The sequence below is a fragment of the Paludisphaera rhizosphaerae genome (genome assembly GCF_011065895.1).
In the GTDB taxonomy this organism is placed as follows: domain Bacteria; phylum Planctomycetota; class Planctomycetia; order Isosphaerales; family Isosphaeraceae; genus Paludisphaera; species Paludisphaera rhizosphaerae.
In genome coordinates, this window is record NZ_JAALCR010000013.1 from 1 (window position 1) to 18,606 (window position 18,606).

The 18,606-nt window shown below is 65.6% G+C and carries 15 protein-coding genes; 3 read left to right on the forward strand and 12 right to left on the reverse strand.

Features of this window, described 5'->3' with window-relative positions:
• Positions 1-89: 89 nt before the first annotated feature.
• The 8 genes from G5C50_RS17540 to G5C50_RS17575 all read right to left on the reverse strand — a co-directional run bounded on the left by G5C50_RS17540 (position 90) and on the right by G5C50_RS17575 (position 9,494).
• Positions 90-1,034 (reverse strand): hypothetical protein, encoded by a 945-nt coding sequence (locus G5C50_RS17540; protein ID WP_206107754.1) that lies wholly within the window; start codon positions 1,032-1,034, stop codon positions 90-92.
• Between the two features lie 645 nt (positions 1,035-1,679).
• Positions 1,680-2,882, reverse strand: a complete 1,203-nt coding sequence (locus tag G5C50_RS17545; RefSeq protein ID WP_165071475.1) for a deiodinase family protein — start codon at positions 2,880-2,882, stop codon at positions 1,680-1,682.
• Between the two features lie 61 nt (positions 2,883-2,943).
• Positions 2,944-3,336, reverse strand: a complete 393-nt coding sequence (locus tag G5C50_RS17550) for a hypothetical protein (RefSeq protein ID WP_165071476.1) — start codon at positions 3,334-3,336, stop codon at positions 2,944-2,946.
• Positions 3,337-3,351: 15 nt separating this feature from the next.
• Positions 3,352-4,311: a DUF1559 domain-containing protein gene (locus G5C50_RS17555; protein WP_165071478.1), complete on the reverse strand. Its 960-nt coding sequence runs from the start codon at positions 4,309-4,311 to the stop codon at positions 3,352-3,354.
• 956 nt (positions 4,312-5,267) lie between these two features.
• Positions 5,268-7,028 (reverse strand): aspartate--tRNA ligase, encoded by a 1,761-nt coding sequence (aspS, locus tag G5C50_RS17560; RefSeq protein WP_240907133.1) that lies wholly within the window; start codon positions 7,026-7,028, stop codon positions 5,268-5,270.
• 122 nt (positions 7,029-7,150) lie between these two features.
• Positions 7,151-8,464: a 3-phosphoshikimate 1-carboxyvinyltransferase gene (aroA, locus tag G5C50_RS17565; RefSeq protein ID WP_165071479.1), complete on the reverse strand. Its 1,314-nt coding sequence runs from the start codon at positions 8,462-8,464 to the stop codon at positions 7,151-7,153.
• A gap of 14 nt (positions 8,465-8,478) precedes the next feature.
• Positions 8,479-8,796 carry a DUF167 domain-containing protein gene (locus G5C50_RS17570; RefSeq protein ID WP_165071481.1) on the reverse strand — a complete coding sequence of 106 codons (318 nt, stop codon included), beginning with the start codon at positions 8,794-8,796 and terminating at the stop codon, positions 8,479-8,481.
• Positions 8,793-9,494, reverse strand: coding sequence for a YggS family pyridoxal phosphate-dependent enzyme (locus G5C50_RS17575; RefSeq protein WP_165071482.1), 702 nt, complete (start codon positions 9,492-9,494; stop codon positions 8,793-8,795). The genes G5C50_RS17570 and G5C50_RS17575 overlap by 4 nt, the downstream gene beginning before the upstream one ends.
• A 96-nt stretch (positions 9,495-9,590) precedes the next feature.
• On the opposite strand from G5C50_RS17575, the gene G5C50_RS17580 reads away from it, so the two are divergent.
• A complete protein-coding gene (locus G5C50_RS17580) occupies positions 9,591-9,812 on the forward strand; it encodes a hypothetical protein (protein ID WP_165071483.1) in 222 nt (73 codons plus the stop codon).
• A 1-nt stretch (position 9,813) separates the two neighbouring features.
• Here the strand turns inward: G5C50_RS17580 and G5C50_RS17585 are convergent, their stop codons facing one another.
• On the reverse strand, positions 9,814-11,034 hold the full coding sequence (locus tag G5C50_RS17585) for a hypothetical protein (RefSeq protein WP_165071485.1): 1,221 nt from the start codon (positions 11,032-11,034) through the stop codon (positions 9,814-9,816).
• 1,386 nt (positions 11,035-12,420) lie between these two features.
• Between G5C50_RS17585 and G5C50_RS17590 the strand changes: the two genes are divergently transcribed.
• Positions 12,421-14,832: an exo-beta-N-acetylmuramidase NamZ domain-containing protein gene (locus G5C50_RS17590; RefSeq protein ID WP_240907134.1), complete on the forward strand. Its 2,412-nt coding sequence runs from the start codon at positions 12,421-12,423 to the stop codon at positions 14,830-14,832.
• Positions 14,833-14,841: 9 nt separating this feature from the next.
• Here the strand turns inward: G5C50_RS17590 and G5C50_RS17595 are convergent, their stop codons facing one another.
• From G5C50_RS17595 to G5C50_RS17605, 3 genes are all read right to left on the reverse strand, one after another.
• Entirely contained in the window at positions 14,842-15,582 is a 741-nt protein-coding gene (locus tag G5C50_RS17595; protein WP_165071486.1) for a tyrosine-protein phosphatase, read from the reverse strand.
• Positions 15,583-15,787: 205 nt separating this feature from the next.
• The gene (locus G5C50_RS17600) at positions 15,788-16,696 is read right to left on the reverse strand and encodes a polysaccharide biosynthesis/export family protein (protein ID WP_165071488.1); all 909 of its coding nucleotides are present in this window, start codon (positions 16,694-16,696) and stop codon (positions 15,788-15,790) included.
• A 236-nt stretch (positions 16,697-16,932) separates the two neighbouring features.
• Complete coding sequence (locus tag G5C50_RS17605; protein WP_165071489.1) at positions 16,933-17,376, reverse strand: hypothetical protein; 444 nt, start codon at positions 17,374-17,376, stop codon at positions 16,933-16,935.
• Positions 17,377-17,726: 350 nt separating this feature from the next.
• Between G5C50_RS17605 and G5C50_RS17610 the strand changes: the two genes are divergently transcribed.
• Positions 17,727-18,560 (forward strand): hypothetical protein, encoded by an 834-nt coding sequence (locus G5C50_RS17610; protein WP_165071490.1) that lies wholly within the window; start codon positions 17,727-17,729, stop codon positions 18,558-18,560.
• Positions 18,561-18,606: the final 46 nt, after the last annotated feature.

The window sequence follows — 18,606 nt, forward strand, 5'->3', positions numbered from 1 at the left end:
ACGTTTTGATCGCCGCCGCCGGAAAAGCGTTGGAGCTTGCGAGAGGCTTCCAATCGCCCCTGCGATGGCGGACTCGCTCGAACTCGCCCTCACCTCTGCGACGTCTGGACCTGCGCCGGCTGGCGAGAAGTCGAGTCGGCCAGCGTGCGAAAGGCCGACTCAATCTTGCGGGCTTCGGCGAGGTTCGCGGCGTCCTTCGTCGCGAGCCGTCCTGGCTCCAGAGGCAGGGTCCGCTCAACGCCAGCCGGGACATCGATCATCGCGAACGACCACGAAACGGGAATCCCGGCGAAGGACTTCGCCTTCACGTCCAGCGGACTGTCGACGACCGCAGGGGCAGCAAGTTCGCGGACGAGCATCGGTCCGTCGCCGTCCCTCAACTTGCACGCGAAGAGTTGCACGCGTCCCGAATCGGGGTCGACCAGAACGGCGTACATCACCTCGACCGTCTGATGCTCGGTTCCGACGACACAGGTCGTCGGAGTTCGGACGATGGCGAACGTGGGCGTCGCCCCCGCGAGGGTCGCCCTGCCTAGCTCGCGCGAGCCCGCGGCAAGGATGATCCGCTCCTTGGTCGACCACTCGCCCGAAAGCTGGCCGACGTTCGTCGACTCCACGATCACGTCGCCGCCCTCGCTCTCACCTCCAACGACTGGAGCAGCCAGCCCGACTCCGATCCTTCGCAGGCTGTAGACTCCCGCGTTCGCATCCCGGCCGACGTCTGCCAGGATCGATAACCTTATCCGCTTGGCCGTGACGTGCGCGGCTTCGGAGACCGTCCCCAGATCGCCCGAGGTCAAAACGGGAATCGACTTGAGGACGAGTTGAGACCATCCCGTCGGCATCCGGTCCGTGTGGAAAACCGTCCCCGCCGACAGACGCTCCAGTCGAGGCAAGCTGGCCGCTGAGGCGGCATTTGCGGCCGGTTGGATTTCGCCTCGCTCTCGCTCCCCAGCGCCAAACGACGCGAACGCCAGCACGACGAGCGTCGACCACCAGCGAAAACGGGAAGACGCGACCAATCCCCAGATCACAAGCAAACCTCTCAGGACCAAATCCGGAACCACCGGCTGTGCCGCCGCCGGATCATTTTAACCATTCTATCCAAACTCTCGCCATCTCTTCGATCCGGTGAAGTCAAACCTCAACACGTCACCGACGACGAGGCCATGGAAGGCCTTCCCCACGAGGATCGTGAAGGCGAGCGGAAGCACGATTGTAGGAGTCCGGAGTGAATTCGTTCCACCCAGTTTCCTGGAGACGTTCAAGGAGCGACCTATCGGGGGGAGATCTGGCGACGGCTATCTCGAAAAACGACCGACCGTTCAGCCCGCCGTCCGAAGCCTCCGCAGAAATCGCGATTTGGTCGTACCATCAGGATAGAGATGCGGACTCTCGGTCGTTCCTTGAGAATTCGGTCGCATGACGTGAGCCGACGGAGATTGCGCGGGAGGATTTCAGAGCGGCGCCGGCATAGCTTCTCGCCGAACGAAGCCACACGAGACAACGACTCAACTCCAACTTCCCCAAGCTTTTATTTCCATCAAGGCGGCATCTGAACGCTGACGAAGGAAGCCAATTCAAACCCGATTCCGGCTCAGAGTCGGAAAACGCGACGACCCCAGCGGGAGCGCCGGGGTCGACGTGGGTCGGTGGTGGAATGGGAGCGGTTGGATCGATCAGTTCGTCGTGGCGCTGGCATGCCCGCCGACGGAGGAGGCTTCGTCCTGGAGGAGGAGGATCAGCGATTGCTCCAGCTCGGCCGGCTTGAAACCGAAGGGGCCGCGGGCGTTCTTGAAGGCGATCTTCCCCGACTTGTCGAGGAGGTAGAACCGACCGGGCATTCCGCTGTAACGGGCCCCGACGGCGTCGTCGATCGTGTCGACGAGCATGGGGAACCCCAGGCTGAGGAGCTTCCCGCAGCGCTGGGCGACCTCGGCCCGTTCCTCATAGGTCGTCGGCTGGGCCGTCGACACGCCGACGAGGTCGTTGGACTGCATCCGCCAGCCGTCGCTGGGATGGGCCTCGCGGACGTAGACCATGACGAAGTCGGCCCGGTCGCCGTAGCGTCGGTGGAGCTTCTCGAAGTTGCCGGCCATGCTCCGGAATGGGCCGCAGGTGAAGTTGCCGAAGATCAGGACGATCGGCCTGGGGCCGACCAGCTTCGACAGCGTCAACTCGCCCTTGCCGTCGGCCGTTTTCAGAGTGAAGTCCGGGGCTGACTCGTCGAGCTTCGGACCGCTCTGAAGCGAGCCGATCTCCTGCCGGAACAGACCGCGGATCAACTGCTCCTTCGTCGGTCGGTCGCCGGGGCCCATCGAGCCCGAGGGGGTCGGCAGGACGCGTTCCAGGTCCATCCGCGAGAGGAACCCTGCGCCCTCGGGGTCGGCCGCCTTGAAGAACCTCTCGACCTCCTCCCGGACGACCTTGCCGTCGCCGTCGCGATCAAGTCGAGAGAAGAGCATCGAGCCGGGAGAGGGGGAATACGCCTTCGAGAAATCGAAGTCGGCCGCGGTCAGGGCCTCATCGTGGTCGCGGTCGAGACGGGCGAAGGACTCATCGTCGCCGGGGTATTCCTTGCGAGCGATCCTGCCGTCGCCGTCGCGGTCGAACCGGCTTCGGACGGCGTCCCAGCCGTAGCGGGTCTGGGTGGTCGACGTTCGGAACCAGCCGTTCGTGGAACCCATCGGCTCATCGTTGAGGATGGCCGTGTACATGTCGAGCCATTCGGGACGGTCGGGCCAGGCGTCGCGCAGAGCCTGCCAGCTTGCGTCGGGCTTGCCGGCCTCGGCGGGCTTCAATGGCTCATCGGCGACGGCCGGAAGGGCGACGGCCAGGCCGAGCGTGAAAGCCGCCGCGGAAAGAGAGAAGCGTGTGAGCATGAGCGTTCATCCAGGCAGGAGATGACGCCGAGCCCGAGGAGGCCCGGCGATGGAGATCCACTTATCTCATCATGTCGCGGAAGACGGTGACCGCTGGACTGGTGGTGACAAGGTATCGAGCGTCTCGTTCCACCTTCTTCCCCCTGGCGTTGAGGGTCAGCTTGACGCGGACGTCGAGGTTCGCGTCGGCCGGCTTGCCGTCGTCGACGTGGTAGTCGAGCAGCCTGGCGCCGGAGGTCCATTCCATGTCCTGAGCGACGATCGGAGGCGACGAGGACTGGAGCGAGTCGATCGACTTCCCCTCTTTCCAGGCGTCGAGCGTCGCCTTGAGGGCGACCATCGCACGATCGGGGTCGACCGGGTGGGCGACACCTGTGGAACAACCCGTCATCGACGCCCCAACCAGGACGGCGACGATGACGAGCAGGGAGCCGTGAAGAGAACGGAGCGGCATCGGTCGTCCTCCGAATCAGTAGGCGTCGCTGCTGATGACCTCGCCCCCAGCGATCGTCCCCAGGGCGCTCCAGGTCGGCAGGCTGACGGTGTTCTTGATGAATCTGACCGATCCGTCGGCCAGCAGCAGGTTGACTCCGCCGGAATGGAAGCTGCTCGGCGGCATCACGGCGCGGTTCGTGACGAAGAACCCACAGGAACGGCCGTTCGGCGGGTTGATGTGCTGGAAGATGTGCTGACCCGTCAGCCAAGGAGCCCCCATGAAGAGCGGGAACTGGTTGGACAGGTTGTTGATGTCGACGGCCTGGCACATGTTGTAGGCGTCGGTGACGGTCGTCGGCGCGAGGGGGGAGAAGAAGACGTCGGCCACCGGGCTGATCACCGCGTTGTTCCCGTCCGCGAGCACGCGCTCCGAGAACATGCCGGTGTTCGAGAGGCCGTCGGTCACGCTGGCGACCGTCTTGGACGTATTCCCGTGGAAGAGGCCGCTGGGTTCGGGAAGACCTGCGTTGCCGGCGACCGCCTCCTGCCAGACGATGCCGCTTCCCATGTCCGCCATGTAGTTCGTCTGACCGCCCAGCGAGGGGAGGGGGTTGCTCTTGTCCGACGGGCAGACGAAACCCGAGACCACAGTGAATCGGGCCGTCTGATTCGTCGCATCGTCGTACTTCATCACGAAGTTGATCGAGTTGAAGGCTGCGTTCTGCTCCAGCTGCGGCAGGATCATGCTGAGGGCAGAAAGCCCCGTGGCGCCGAACACCATGTTCGCCCCGGGGAAGGCTCCGCGGGCTTCGTGGTAGTTGTGGAGGGCCAGGCCGATCTGTTTGAGATTGTTGACGCATTGCACCCGCCGAGCGGCCTCGCGGGCCGCCTGCACGGCGGGAAGGAGGAGAGCGATCAGAACCGCGATGATGGCGATGACCACCAGCAGCTCGATGAGGGTGAAGCCGCGACCGCGACGAGGGAGGTTCGTCATGACTGCGATCCTGTGAAAGCGACGTGATGGGGATAACGAATCGCCAGCGAAAGACAGTGAACGAATCGAGGTGGAGGACCGCTCGTCGAACGACGAACGGCCTCGTCTTCAAGATGAGCCGGGTGAATTGACCGCGACGGCGTGGTCAGCCGTCCGGCGACGGTCGTGCTTCGTCGCCGGAAGGCTGGGTCCGCAGACCACGCCGGCGCGGTCAGCCCGCCCGAGCCCCTCTCGGAATCATCACTCTCGCCTGGCGGCGTCTGTCGAGAGGCCGTCGCGCAGGAGCGCTCAGACACAACCGACGTCGCGCATGGACGACCGCCAAGGATCGAAGCTGAATTCAGCCGCGATCAGGAGGCGCGTGGAGGGCGCTCAAGAGCCGCGCCGACGGGCGTCGGCGATCGGAGCGGCTCATCCCAGGGAGTGACCCTGAAACCGGCGGAGGGGGGAGCGACGACGATCCGTGGGAGGCACCCGTCGTTTCTCACGGTCGCAACGACCATGACAACTGGAGCATCGGCCGCAGGGGCTTTGGACCGGCATCGAGGCCCGTTGCAAGGGCGGGACGGAGTGTTCCAGGTCTGAGTCGCTGACTCGTCGGCGACCTGCAAGACCTGGAGCGTGACGAGCGACTTCGACGTGCTTCTCGCCGGGTGCGAACAACCAGCCCGGGCTTCGGGCCCGGCTGTCGCGCAGACGACCAGGAGCGCCAGGACTGGCGCAAGTCGTCCGATCGAGTTTCCCCGGACTTGCAACATCGTCATGATCAGGTCGAAACCGCACGAGGCCTGTTGGGCCGAGAACGCAGTGTGAAGGGCGTGCCTCTCAATCTATCCCCGCGCCAACGACTGTCAACGAATTTCCCTTTCAAAGGTTCAGAAAACGAACATCGCCGCGGAGGAATCCCTCGCGGCGACGTTCGTGAAGTTCAGATCCGGCTCGGAACGAGTCCGATATCAGGAGGACTTGATGTGAAGCTCCTTGAGCTGCCTCGGCGAGACGGTCCCCGGCGCGCCGGTCATCAGGTCGGTCCCCTTGGCCGTCTTGGGGAAGGCGATGCAGTCGCGAATGTTGGTCAGGCCGGCGTAGAGCATGACCAGACGGTCGTAGCCAAAGGCGATGCCGCCATGCGGCGGCGCCCCGTTGCGGAGGGCGCTCAGGAGGAAGCCGAACTTCTCCTCGGCCTCCTCGGGCGAGAGCCCCAGCAGGGCGAAGATCTTCGACTGGATGGCCGGATCATGGCAGCGGATGGTGCCGCCCGCTCCTTCCTCGCCGTTGATGACCAGGTCATACGCCTGGGCGCGGACCTTGGAGGGGTCCGTGTCCAGGAGCGGCAGGTCCTCGGCCAGCGGCATCGTGAACGGGTGGTGCTCGGCGACGTACCGGTTTTCCTCGGCGTCCCAGGCCAGCAGCGGGAAGCGGATGACCCACGAGTAATGGAAGCTCTTCGGGTCGTAGAGCTTCAATTCGGCCGCCAGTCGGGCGCGAAGATTGGAGAGCGCCTGACTGGTGACGGCCTGGGTGTCGGCGACGATCAGGATCAGGTCGCCGGCCTTGGCGTCGAACCGCTCACGAAGCTGAGCCTGGACCTCGGGCTTGAAGAACTTGGCCGTGGGACCCGCGAGCGTCTCGGCCTCGACCTTGAGCCAGACCAGGCCCTTCGCACCGAAGCTGCCGGCGAACTCGGTGAGCCCGTCCAGATCCTTGCGGCTGTACTTCTCCCCCGCGCCGGGGGCGCAGAGGCCTCGGATGCGGTTGCCGGCTTCCTTCGCCATCTGGAAGACGCGGAACTCGGTCTGCTCGGCGATGTCGGCGAGGTCCTTCAGCTCCAGGTCGTAGCGGAGGTCCGGCCGGTCGCTGCCGTAACGCTCCATCACGTCGTGATACTCGTAGCGTGGGAGCGGAATCGGCAGGTCCTGGCCGCCGAACTCCTTCGCCATGGCCGCGATCAGGCCCTCCATCGCGGTCATGACGTCCTGGTCTTCGACGAAGGACATCTCGATGTCGAGCTGCGTGAACTCGGGCTGCCGGGTGGCGCGAAGGTCCTCGTCACGGAAGCAGCGGGCGATCTGAAAGTAGCGGTCGAAACCCGAGACCATCAGCAACTGCTTGTAGAGCTGCGGCGACTGCGGCAGCGCGTAGAAGTGGCCCTCGTGGACGCGGCTGGGGACGAGGAAGTCGCGGGCGCCCTCCGGCGTGCTCCGACCAAGAACGGGGGTCTCCACCTCAAGGAAGCCCAGGTCGGAGAGGACCCGACGCATCGTCTGGCCGATCTGGTGCCGCATCACGAAGACGCGCTGGAGGTCCGGCCGGCGAAGGTCCAGGAAGCGGTACTTGAGCCGCAGCTCCTCGTTCGGCTCGGGCCCGTTGATCTCGAAGGGAGGGGTCGGCGAGGCGTTGTAGACGACCAGCTCGACGGCGCGAACCTCAACCTCGCCTGTCTTGAGCTTGGGGTTTTCCTTGCCGGCGAGTCGGGGCGCGACCTTGCCGCGGATGCCGACCACGTACTCGTTACGGAGTTCGCGCGCCTGGGCCTGGAGGTCGGCCCCAGCCTCGGGCTCGAAGACGACCTGGGTGACGCCGAAGCGGTCGCGGAGGTCGATGAACACCAGGCCGCCGAAGTCGCGCCAGGCGTCGACCCATCCGTTGAGCGCGACGGTCTCGCCGACCTGGGCCTTGGTCAATTCTCCGCAAGTGTGCGTCCGTTTCAGCAGCATGGTCCGTCCGCCGGCCTGTCGTCGCCGTAAAATGGTTCGCCGACCAGGCTTGAGACGCCCCAGAAGCGTTTCGGCCCGGCCGTGGTCAAGTGGTTCACGATACCCCCCCAGGAATCAGAGCGTCAAGCCGTCGGACCGGTTCGGACCCGGACCGCAGCCAGGTCGTCCCAGTAGTTGGGGTAGGTCTTGGCGACGCACCCCGGATCCTGGATCACGACCCCGGGGATCTTCAGCCCGGCCAGCGCGAAGGACATGGCCATCCGGTGGTCGTCGTAGGTCTTGATCGAGGCCGGCGTCAGGGCGTCCGGAGCAGGGGGGATGATGAGGAGACCGTCGGGCTGTTCGTCGACCACCGCCCCCAGCTTGCGGAGTTCCGCGGCGAGAGCGGCGATCCGGTCGGTCTCCTTGTGGCGGATGTGGCCGACGTTCCGAATCCGGGTCAGCCCGTCCGCGAAGAGGGCCACCACCGCCAGGGTCATCACGGTGTCGCTGATGGCGTTCATGTCGACGTCGACCGACCGCAGCGGGCCGCCGGTCACGGTGGTCCGATGACTCTCTCTCTCGACCTTGCAGCCCATGTGCTCCAGCACGTCGACGAACTGCATGTCCCCCTGGACGCTCGACGAGCCCAGGCCCTCGACGGTCACCGAGCCGCCGGTGATCGCGGCCAGGGCGAAGAAGTAGCTCGCGGCCGAGGCGTCCGGCTCGATGGGATAGTTCCGGCCGTCGTATCGACCGGGCTTGAGGATGAACCGCCTGTACTTGCGGTTCTCGGCCTCGTAGCCGAACTCGCGCATGACCGCGAGCGTCATCTCGACGTAGGGCTTCGAGACGAGCGTGCCCTCGACCTCGACCACCGTCTCTTCGCGGGCGTAAGGAACGGCCATCAGCAGCCCGCTGAGGAACTGGCTGGAGACGTCGCCACGGACGAAGGCGAAACCGCCGTCGAGACCGTCGGCCGTCACCAGGACCGGCGGGCAGCCCGTCTCAAGCTCGCTCTTGGTGAATGCGCCCAGCCCGTTGAGAGCCTGGAGCAGATCCTCCACCGGCCGCTGACGCATCCGAGGCGTGCCGTCGACGCGGTACTTCCCCTTGCCGACCGTCAGAGCCGCCGTGAGGAACCGGAGCGTGGTCCCCGAGTTGGCGACGTACATGTCGGCTTCGGCGGCGGGGAATCGGCCGCTGCAACCAGAGACGCGGATCGTCGAGGACGCGACATCGTGCTCGACTCCCACGCCCAGTTTCTTGAGGGCGTCGACCATCACTCGGGTGTCTTCGCTGTCGAGAGCCCCCGTGAGGACGCTCTCGCCCTTGGCGAGGGCGGCGACGATGAGGGCTCGGTTGGTCAGGCTCTTGGAGCCGGGAACGCGCACGGAAGCAACCGGCGCGGGGCCGGACCAGGGATCGATGGTCAGTTCAGCGGGGTAGTCGGGCATCGTTCTCTCGGTCGTCAGTCGTTCGAAGGCTTGGGTTCGGGCATGGCCGCGGCGATCAGTCGGCCGGCTTCCTCGGGCGACAGGCCGGCGAGGAGAATCCGCTTGCGGCGAGCGGTCTCGCCGGAGATCAAGGAGAGTTGCGAGGGCTTCAATCCAAGGGCTTTCGCGAGCACGTCCAGGATCGCGGCGTTGGCCTTCCCCTTGTCCGGCGGGGCGGTCACGGCGACTCGAAGGGCTCCAGCGTGCTCGCCGACCAGGCCGCTGCGACGCGCCGCGGGCTGTGCGTGGACGTACAGCAGGGCCCCCTCCTTGCTCGGCGTCAACTCGATCACGGTTCGGCTCCCTCAAACAGAGCGGAGCCCACGCGGACGAGCGTCGCCCCCTCCTCGACGGCCGCCTCGAAGTCGTTGGACATGCCCATGGAGAGGTGCGGCAGCGGCCGGCCCGTCAGCCGGGCCAGGGAATCGCGGATGGCTCGGAGTCGGACGAACGAGGGGCGGGCGGTTTCGGCGTCGGTCCCCCAGGCGGCCATCGTCATGAGGCCGACGACCTTGATCCGTGTGCAAGCGGCGATTGCCTGGGAATCGTCCAGAATCGAGGCGTCCTTCCAGCCGTGCTTCGCCTCCTCGTGAGAGGTGTTGACCTGAAGGCAGACCTCCGGCGGGTTGGCGGACTCGGCCGCCAGTTCATCGAGGGTCTGTAGGAGCTTCAACGAGTCGACGGCGTGGATCATCCGGACCATCGGAAATGTGCGCCGGGCCTTATTGCCCTGGAGGTGGCCGATCAGGTGCCAGCGAATTGGCATCGGGGAGTCGGAGAGAGCGTCAACCTTCTCCCAGAGCTCCTGGGGATAGTTCTCGCCCAGGTCGCGGGCGCCAGCCTCCAGTAAAGGACGGACGAGTTCGACCGGTCGCTTCTTGGTTACGGCCACGAGCGTGACGGTCGAGGGATCTCGGCCGGCGCGACGGGCGGCGGCGACGATCCTATCCTGGACTGAGGCGAGGTTCTCGCGGATGCGATCGGTATTCATAGCAGGGTGACGCGGTCGGCCGCGTCGGTTATTCTCGGTCGGATCGGGTCGTCTTGGAAATCGGCCCGCGCAGTTTGGGACCGAGGCGACCTGTCGATGAAGCCGCTTCTCATCATAACCGGAATCCTGTCGGCGGTCCTGATCACGGTTCAGGCGGTGCTCGGCCTGCTCATCCGGAGCGGCGGCAGCCCCCGACTCGTGACCAGCCATTTCCACACCGGGATGCTGACCGCCGTCGTGGTTCTGACCTACATCGTGCTCTCCCTCAACGCCATCCTCTCACAGCCTCGGCCGATCGACCGCGGCCCCGCCGACTGAATCAGGCGAGAGTCACGATGGGCTCAATGTCCCCTTCGGGAATCGCGAATCGACCGACCGCGAATCGGGCCGTCGTCGTGAAGCCCAGGAACGACCTCCGCGCCGCCGCGCCGAGGCTGCGGTAGATCACGAACGAATCGCCGCGTCCCCAACTCACGCGAGAAGCCCACGCGACGTCCGGCGAGCAGGCGGCGCCTCGCTCCGCGACGGTCAATGGCTTCCAAGCGAGGGCTTTTCGAGCCCGTTGGGCGTCCCACGAGATGAGCATCACCATCAAGGCTCTCCCGCCCCGCGACCTCTGGGCCAGGGAGATCCGACGTGTCGCCGGGTCGAACTCGAGCCGGGCGCCGCTAAGGGCCGCCAACTGAGTGACCTTGGCGCCAGGCCGCTTCCGGAGGCTCAGGCTGCCCAGGTCCGGGATCGACTCGACCGACAGCGGCGCGGGGACGTCCACGTGGGTCTCCCAAACCTCGTCCGGCGCGAGGCCTTCGACCTGGTCGGCCAGAATCGCCATTCGACGGCCTCGGAGCAGCAAGACGAGTCGCGTGACCTGGCGGCCTCCCGAGCGGAATGTCCACTCCGCGACATCCGCGGCTGAATTGGTCCCCCAGGCGGTCGGTTTGGGCGTGGACTCCGGCGAGGGCGCCGACCAGATGGGCCCAAACCAGGGAACGCCCGCGCCGAAGAGTTCAAACCGAGTTCCGGCGTCGGCCTGTCGCTGGTCGAAAACCAGGAAGTCCCCCCGAGGAGTCCAGTCGGCCCGGAGAACGCCCAGGACGCGATCCGTGCTCGACCAGGCGGGCAGGGGAGGGGGGACCGGTTCCGCGTCCCGACCCGGCAGCCACCAGGAAAGCACACGGTCGATGTCGGGCCGAGCGATCGCGGTGGAGACCCGCTTCCAATAGGCCCGGGGAGCCGTCTCGGCCGGAACGATTGCTTGCCGGCCGTCGGGCCGGGAGAACCGCATGAGCATGCGAACGAGGTCGGCCGCTCGCTCGTCGACGGCCTCCGGCCATCCAGGACGGACCCCACGCGCCTGCGCGATCCGTTCGATGGCGACGGGCCAGACTTCGAGTGGAATTTCGACAGGTGCTCCGGAAGCGTCCAACTCGCGGGACAGCCAACGCTCCAGCGGCGAGGAATCACCGCGCTTCTCCCAGACGTCGAGCGCCCTCTGGAGGCTGGCCGGAGTTTCCTGAGGAGCCATTAATTCATCGTTCATAACGGCCGTCCAAACGTCCTGTGCGGCCTGCGACCGCGCCTGGATCCGACGTACTCACACACCGGAAATTCGATCGTTGAAAGCTGCTGTTTATCTCTTCGGCAGAGCCTGCTCGGATCCTGTGCACCAGTGGGTCTCGGGAAGATGAAGTTTTGTTGGATCAGCCCTCGGAGGGGGCCTCCACGGGGATGCTCCCAAAAAAATTCGCTGGACGTAAGTTTTTGGAGCGTCAGGAAATCGGAATGGCAGCATGGGTGACGGCCCGGAATCTTGAGGCTGGCGTTTGGGTTCTGGCACCGGCTTTGCTTTATCCTCCTGGCGTCGAAACGAGAAACAAAACGACGACCAAAGTCGAGACGATTCCCAAGGTTACACCAAGACGGAGACAGGCCTGAACGGCCTCCCATACTTACAAGAAGCCACCCCACTGGCGACGATCGTCTCTGACGATTGCCCCGCCAAAGGGCGAGCGGGATGCCTCGCACGACCCCCCGCTCGCCCTTTCTCACACGAACGGTTCCGATCCCTGACCGGCACGAAAGGCGGGGAGACGTTGAGCCGAAGCGAGCCAACCGGTTTGTGGATGCGGTTCTTCATGGCCGAGGGAGAGGCGGCCACGGCGTACTGACTCTGCAACCGGTTTTTACACCCGGCTCCGACCCCAAAGGGTTGTCGAGCCAGTTCGAGACAACCGGCGGTGGATGCGGTTCTTCATGGCCGAGGGAGAGGCGGCCACGGTGAACCAAACCGCTGTCCGGTTTACTACAACGGTTCCGAATCACGGGAGTGGTTCGTCGAGCCCATCTGAGCCAACCGGTTTGTGGATGCGGTTCTTCATGGCCGAGGGAGAGGCGGCCACGGCGTACTGACTCTGCAACCGGTTTTTACACCCGGCTCCGACCCCAAAGGGTTGTTGAGCCAGTCCGAGACAACCGGCGGTGGATGCGGTTCTTCATGGCCGAGGGAGAGGCGGCCACGGTGAACCAAACCGCTGTCCGGTTTACTACAACGGTTCCGAATCGCTGAATGCGATTCGTCGAGCCCGCCCAAGCCAACCGGCAGTCGGTCTGGATGTTTGCGACCGAGGGAGAGGCGGTCGCAAGGATCACGAACGCTGTCCGGTTTTTTACAAGGCCGCCGAACCCGGCGGCACACAAGCTAACCGGTCTGTTGATCCGGAATTTTCACGACCGAGGGAGAGGCGGTCGTGAGAGTTCCAGTCGACGGCCGGTTTTTTATTTCGAAGCCGGCCTGCCTCGGCAGCCCACCTGAATCGCCGCATCCCGGCTGCTATCCCTTGCAGCCGGCTCTGCTTAGAATAAAGGCCTTCCGCGTCGGCGGCGACGCATGGGAAGACCTCACCAGGACCTCGCACCGAGGAGTGGGATGAACGTGGAAGAGCGCTTCGGCCGACGACTGGCGGCATGGATCGTATTTGGGGTGATGGGCTTCGCGGCATGCGGAGGCGTCGCCAACGCATATCAGCTTTCCGAACCGACGGTCGAGGCGGCCGCTGAACTCGGCTTCGACGCCAATCGGCTGGAGCGAGTGGGGGCGGCGGTGAAGAAGGCCGTCGATGCGGGGAGTATTCCCGGCGCCGTCGTGCTCGTCGGTCGCAACGGAGGCATTGCGTACGCCAAGGCTTTCGGCAATCGAGCCTCGGAGCCGGCCGTCGAGCCGATGACGCTCGACACGCTGTTCGACATGGCCTCGCTCACCAAGCCGATCGCGACCGCCACGTCGGTCATGGCTCTCATCGAGGAAGGCAAGATCCGCCCCAGCGATCCGATCGTGAAGTATTTCCCCGAACTCGACAATCACGGGAAGGGCCGCATCACCGTCGAGCACTTGCTCCGGCATCGCGGAGGTCTCATCCCCGACAATTCGATCAGCGACTACAAGGATGGCCCGGACGCGGCCTGGAAGAAGATCGCCGAGCTTCAGCCGGTCGCGCGGCCGGGGGCGAAGTTCATCTATTCGGACGTTGGCTTCATCATCCTGGGCAAGCTCGTCGAGAAGGTTTCGGGCAAGCCATTGTACGTCTTTGCCGCGGAGCGCGTCTTTGGGCCGACCGGGATGACGGACGCCCACTTCCGTCCTTTGGCCGGCGACGCCTCGAAATGGCCCGCCGTCGCTCGAATCGCCCCCACTGAGAAAGAAGGCGACGCCTTCCTCCGCGGCGTCGTCCACGACCCGCGCTCGCGGGCGCTCGGCGGCGTGGCAGGTCACGCGGGCCTCTTCGCCACGGCTGCCGACCTGGCCAACTACGCTCAGATGCTGCTCTATGACGGCGTCGCACCCAACGGCGACCGCGTCCTGAGCCCACTGACCGTCCGGCTGATGACGGACCCGGCCGACACCCCGTCGAACGAGCGTCGAGGACTCGGGTGGGACGTCGCCACCAGTTACAGCAGCCCGCGCGGCGAACTGTTCGGCACGACCGGCTTCGGCCACACCGGATTCACCGGCACAAGCATCTGGATCGATCCGGAAACGCAAACCTACGTCATCCTGCTGACGAGCCGGCTGCACCCGAAGGGTGGCGGATCGCCGATCTCCCTGCGTCGCGACGTGGCCACGCTCACGGCTGCCGCCCTCGCCGACCCGCCGGTGTACGACGCCACCTCGAATGAGCCCGTTACCGCCGCGACTCCGCCGGCCACGGTCAAGTGCGGGATCGACGTCCTGGCAGCCCACGGGTTCGACGCCCTCAAGGGGAAGCGGGTCGGTCTGGTGACGAACCATACCGGTCGCTCCGCCGACGGTCGCTCGACGATCGACGTCCTCTTCGCGGCCCCCGACGTCAAACTCGTCAAACTCTTTAGCCCCGAGCACGGCCTGCGCGGGTTGCTCGACCACGAGAAAATCACGAGCGGCGTCGACGAGAAGACCAATCTTCCCGTCGTCAGTCTGTACGAAGGCAAGAAGCGAAAGCCGCAGGATGAAGACCTGAAGGACCTCGACGTCCTCGTTTACGACATCCAGGACATCGGCGTCCGCTACTACACGTACATCTCCACGCTCGGCCTGGTGCTCGAGGCCGCCAAGGCCAACGGGAAGCAGGTCGTGGTGCTCGATCGTCCCAACCCGATCGGCGGCGTCGCCTTCGGCGGGCCGGTCCGGGACGAAGGGGAGGGGACGTTCGTCGCCTATCACACCATCCCGATCCGCCACGGCATGACCGTCGGAGAGATGGCCAAGCTCTACAACGCCGAGCGCAAGATCGGCGCCGAGCTGACGGTCATCCCCTGCGAAGGCTGGACGCGCGACGCGCTCTACGACCAGACCGGCCTGCTTTGGGTGAATCCCTCTCCGAACATGCGCAGCCTTACCGAAGCCCTGCTCTACCCGGGCGTCGGTTGGCTCGAAGGGACGAACCTGGCGACCGGCCGCGGCACCGACACGCCCTTTGAGCGAGTCGGCGCTCCCTGGATCAAGCCCATCGAATGGGCCCGCTCGCTCATGGCCATGAACCTGCCGGGCGTCGCGTTCACGCCGGTCGAGTTCACTCCGACCGAACGGCAGTATTCCGGCGAGAAGTGCGGCGGCGTCTACATCCAGATCACCGACCGCACAGCGTTCGAGCCGATCCGCCTGGGCCTGGCCCTCGCCTTGACGCTCCGACGCGACTACAAGGAGCAATGGAAGCCCGAGCGCATGCCGACGCTCCTCACCAGCAAGGCCACCTACGACGCAATCCTCGCCTCCAAGAGCATCGAGGAGATCGAGGCTCTCTGGGTGCAGGGCCTTTCCGACTTCGAGTCGGTCCGGAAGCAGTATTTGATCTATCCGGAGTGATCGGATCGGTCAGACGGGGAACCGCGCGCCCGGAGTGATCGGGCGCGGGTCCTTCGAGGGGTCGGGCGCCCGGTACTCGTCGCGAACCCAGCCTCGAAACCTCGACGGCTCGTGCTCCAGCCCCTGGGCTTTCAGCCAGGCGGCGTATTCATCGATCGGTTCGTGCAGATGTTGCGGACCGAGGATCGGGAAATGGCCGTGGAGGACCGTGAACCCCTCCATCGCCTTTTCCGGAGGCAGGCCGAGAACGTACAGGTTGTAGACGACGGTCGCCAACCCTGTCCGGTCCGCGCCGGCTCGGCAGTGGATCAGCAGGGGGGGAGGCGCGGAGGCGAGCGCGTCGATCAGGAACAGCAACTCACGCCGCGACGGCCGCCGCACGGCGCTGAGGGGCAAGTCGTAGAAGTCCACGCCTCCGGCTCGAGCGTTGCGGACCTCGTCCACATACCAGGACTCGGCCGGCGTCCCACCTCGCAGATTGAGGATCGACGCGAGGTGATGCTCGCGGATCATCTCGGGCAAACGCGTCGTCGGCTGAGACGATCGATACGCGCGGCCCGTGGCGATCACCCCGAAATTCTGGGTGAGATAGGGCCGCAACGCCAGCGGCGCAACCACGAGGATCACGGCCGCTCCCAGTAATCGGGCCGCAATCTTCAGTCGATGCCGCAAAGGTCGACGCTTGTACGCGTCGCTATCCGTCGAAACCAGGGGACGAAGACGTCGCCCTCTGGCGATGAGTCGGGTCATCAAGCCGGCGCTCCTTGCCTCAGGTGGGCGAACCGCGCGGCCATCATGAGCCGGCGCGGCCGCTTGGTCAATCCAACTTGGTCCCGACGGCGGGCGGACGTTTCCCGCCGATTCGCCCTCGAATACGAAGAGCCGGCCCGACCACGGGCGATGCCCAAGTCGGACCGGCTCATCTGTTCGACGGAATCATCTCAGGATCAGCAGATCAACGAGCCCCAGGCTGGGTCAGCAGCGAGTTGCTGGTTGCGCTGCTGGAGCTGCTCGACCCCGCGTTGATTCCGGCGGACGAGTACTGAATGCTGCGAATCGTGAACGAAGTCTGGAGCATTGAGTTGATGACCGTCTGGAATGGAGCGGCGAGACGGTCCAGGAAGATCGTCGTGCGGACGATCGGATCGCGATAGACGATGATGCGGTCGCCGGGCATAAGCTGGTAGTTGGTGGTGGGGTCGCCGCCGCTGGTGATGGCCGCGAGATTCACAGGCAGCAACTGTTCGCAGCATGCACCCGGAGGTGCGGGGCGGACCAGCCGAATGTTCTGGGGGGCGGCGGTCGGCATCAGGCCGCCGGCGTACTGGATGGCGTCGAGCACCGTCTCGTTGCCGGTGATCGGCAGCTTGCCAGGGGCGCCGACGTCGCCCAGGACGTAGTAATTCTTGCTGTTATAGGCCGTGACGTCGACGAAGACGCGGTCGGTGTCGCGTGGCTCGACGGGCTTCGGCTGCTGCGTCTTGGGATCTTCTTCCCAGAGGCCGAGCAGGTCGTCGGTGAGGTACTTTCGCAGGTGAAGGACGATCTTTTCCTTCACCTCGGACGTCGTCAAACCGGCGACATAGACCTCGCCGTAGAAGCCCAGACTGATTTTGCCGTCAGGCCGAACGAGTCGCTCGCCCGAGATCGGCCGACCTTCCAACGCGTCGAGAACCTCGACGAGGATCAGGTCGGGCGGCTCGATGATGTATTCGGGCATCGAGACTTTTTTGAATTCCGACGGGATGTTGCTGTTGGCGATCGCCTCTTCGGGCGTCTTCACCGTCTGGCAGCCGCAAGCGGCGCAGGCGGTCAGCAGCATCACCACCCAGCCGGCCCGGCGGATACTCCCTGTGCGTTCCATGCCTTCTCCTCCCGGCGTTCCGAGACCGGCTCGGCGGAGACCCCGGCTCCTGATTCGACCCGAGCGGCCGTCGCGATCCTTCGCGGCGTCCCCCGCTCGGCGGGTCTCCTGTCCCTATCTCCTTCGGCGGCCCGCGTCCCGGATCCCACTTCGATCACCCCAGGACCGGCCTTGACACGACTTAAAATCGGCATATTCCCCCGTCCGCTCAAATCGAAACGGGAGGGATTCCGTCGTTAGCGCACGCCTTCCGGAAAAAACCCGGCTGGGCGGTTGTAGAAATTGCGGGTCGTCGTTCGGCCGACCGGGGTTGAGACCTTCGGGGGAGTCTCCCTGCCGGAGCGGTTGAAATAAACCGAAGCCTGGCCTCCCGGCGCCCGCAGCGTCGCCCTTCTCGAGCCGGCCTGGCCCTGCGACGCCTGGGCCTTGGCGTCGACCGCCCCGCGCACCCCGCTGAACCGGCCGGAGCCGATCCCCGTGAACTGCTGGGCTGAGGAGACGGCCGACACCCCCGCCTGGCTCCTCGTCAACGGCACAGCGGTCCCAGACAGCATCTGCGCCGCCAGCGGATCCACCGCCATCACCTGGCCCGACGGATTGAACATCAGCGTCGGAGCCGTCGACTGCTGCGCCTGGGCAGTCCCCCCCGCAACAGCCGCCAACACCACCGCCGCGGCCATCCTTGCGACGCCTCGACAACCGTAAACCATGAGTCGCCTGGCCTTTCTTGGATCGGGAAAGACTCGTCATCGATCTCTTGACCCCTAGATCGGCCCGCCGCTTCCCCTCGTTTCAATCATTCGCACGCGAACGACCCCAAATCTCGGAACGTCCGTCAAGACCCCTGAATCCCAAATCTCCGTCAATTGCGTAAAACACGGAACCTACGCCTGCTTCCCAGTTTATCTACAGGTCCCCGAGCCCCAGGCCCGATCGTAGGGCAAGAGCCGTGACGGCGGCGTCGCGTTGGGACGGCCTCCCCCAGGAGTTCCGGAGGCGGAGCGTGCAACCCGATCGGACGAGGCAAGGAATGCACACGAATTCGTGGAGAAGGCGGCTGGGGACGTTGCTGCTGGCGACGGTGGCAGGCATGGTCCTGGCAGAATCCGCTCAGGCTCAGCAGATGGGGCTGTTCCCCCTGCACCCGATCAAGCGTAAGCGGGTGCCCTGTGACCAGGAAGATCCGGTCTACCGGATCTACAAGGACCAGTATTTCGGCTACCATCCGACCCTCTGGCGCCGCTTCCCCAGCGGCTGGGGCGCCCCCAGCCCCGAGGCTCCGAACAAGGAGCAAAACTACAAGGAGATCCCGCTCCTGAAGCCCGATTGGGCTTCGGACATGGAGCCGGGAGCCGAAGAGGGCGGCCAGCCGGGAGCAGCCCCGGCTCAGCCGAACGCCGCGAGGCCGAATCTTCCCCCCGCCCCCCCCGTGGACGACCGCAGCCCCTTCGAGATGGACGACAAGCCCGGCGCGGCGCCTCGGCAGGAGACGCCGCCGCGGCAGGAGCCTGCGCCTCGGCTCCCGAACGTCCCCGCGGCACCGGATGCGGAGAAGTCGCCGTTCGACCTTCCCGCCGCTCCCCGCGCCAGCAACACGAGGCCGCCGGAGCTCTCCTCGCCGACGGGTCCGTCCGCTTCTCGAACCGGCCGCGCCCGACGTTCGAGCGAGGTCGACGCGGCTGAGGCGGGTGGTCCGCTGCTCGCGATGCCGGACACCAGCCTTGACGACGCCTACCGCGCTCCCGAGCTGGGAGCGCCCATGGAAGCCGGCGCCGAGGTCCCCCAGCGCGTCCAGCAGGCGCCGCGACGCAGCCGTCTGGCATCCGTGATGGACAACCTCGGCTGGAACGTCAGCCGTCGCTGAGACTCGGGATTCCAGGCCGATCCCCTGGCGGGGTGGCAGGCGGGGT

Bases quoted from the DNA above. Each gene is read 5' to 3' on its own strand.
- G5C50_RS17545 (WP_165071475.1), bottom strand. From the start codon at position 2,882: ATGCTCACACGCTTCTCTCTTTCCGCGGCGGCTTTCACGCTCGGCCTG.
- G5C50_RS17550 (WP_165071476.1), bottom strand. From the start codon at position 3,336: ATGCCGCTCCGTTCTCTTCACGGCTCCCTGCTCGTCATCGTCGCCGTC.
- G5C50_RS17555 (WP_165071478.1), bottom strand. From the start codon at position 4,311: ATGACGAACCTCCCTCGTCGCGGTCGCGGCTTCACCCTCATCGAGCTG.
- aspS (WP_240907133.1), bottom strand. From the start codon at position 7,028: ATGCTGCTGAAACGGACGCACACTTGCGGAGAATTGACCAAGGCCCAG.
- aroA (WP_165071479.1), bottom strand. From the start codon at position 8,464: ATGCCCGACTACCCCGCTGAACTGACCATCGATCCCTGGTCCGGCCCC.
- G5C50_RS17575 (WP_165071482.1), bottom strand. From the start codon at position 9,494: ATGAATACCGATCGCATCCGCGAGAACCTCGCCTCAGTCCAGGATAGG.
- G5C50_RS17580 (WP_165071483.1), top strand. From the start codon at position 9,591: ATGAAGCCGCTTCTCATCATAACCGGAATCCTGTCGGCGGTCCTGATC.
- G5C50_RS17585 (WP_165071485.1), bottom strand. From the start codon at position 11,034: ATGAACGATGAATTAATGGCTCCTCAGGAAACTCCGGCCAGCCTCCAG.
- G5C50_RS17590 (WP_240907134.1), top strand. From the start codon at position 12,421: ATGAACGTGGAAGAGCGCTTCGGCCGACGACTGGCGGCATGGATCGTA.
- G5C50_RS17595 (WP_165071486.1), bottom strand. From the start codon at position 15,582: ATGACCCGACTCATCGCCAGAGGGCGACGTCTTCGTCCCCTGGTTTCG.
- G5C50_RS17600 (WP_165071488.1), bottom strand. From the start codon at position 16,696: ATGGAACGCACAGGGAGTATCCGCCGGGCCGGCTGGGTGGTGATGCTG.
- G5C50_RS17605 (WP_165071489.1), bottom strand. From the start codon at position 17,376: ATGGCCGCGGCGGTGGTGTTGGCGGCTGTTGCGGGGGGGACTGCCCAG.
- G5C50_RS17610 (WP_165071490.1), top strand. From the start codon at position 17,727: ATGCACACGAATTCGTGGAGAAGGCGGCTGGGGACGTTGCTGCTGGCG.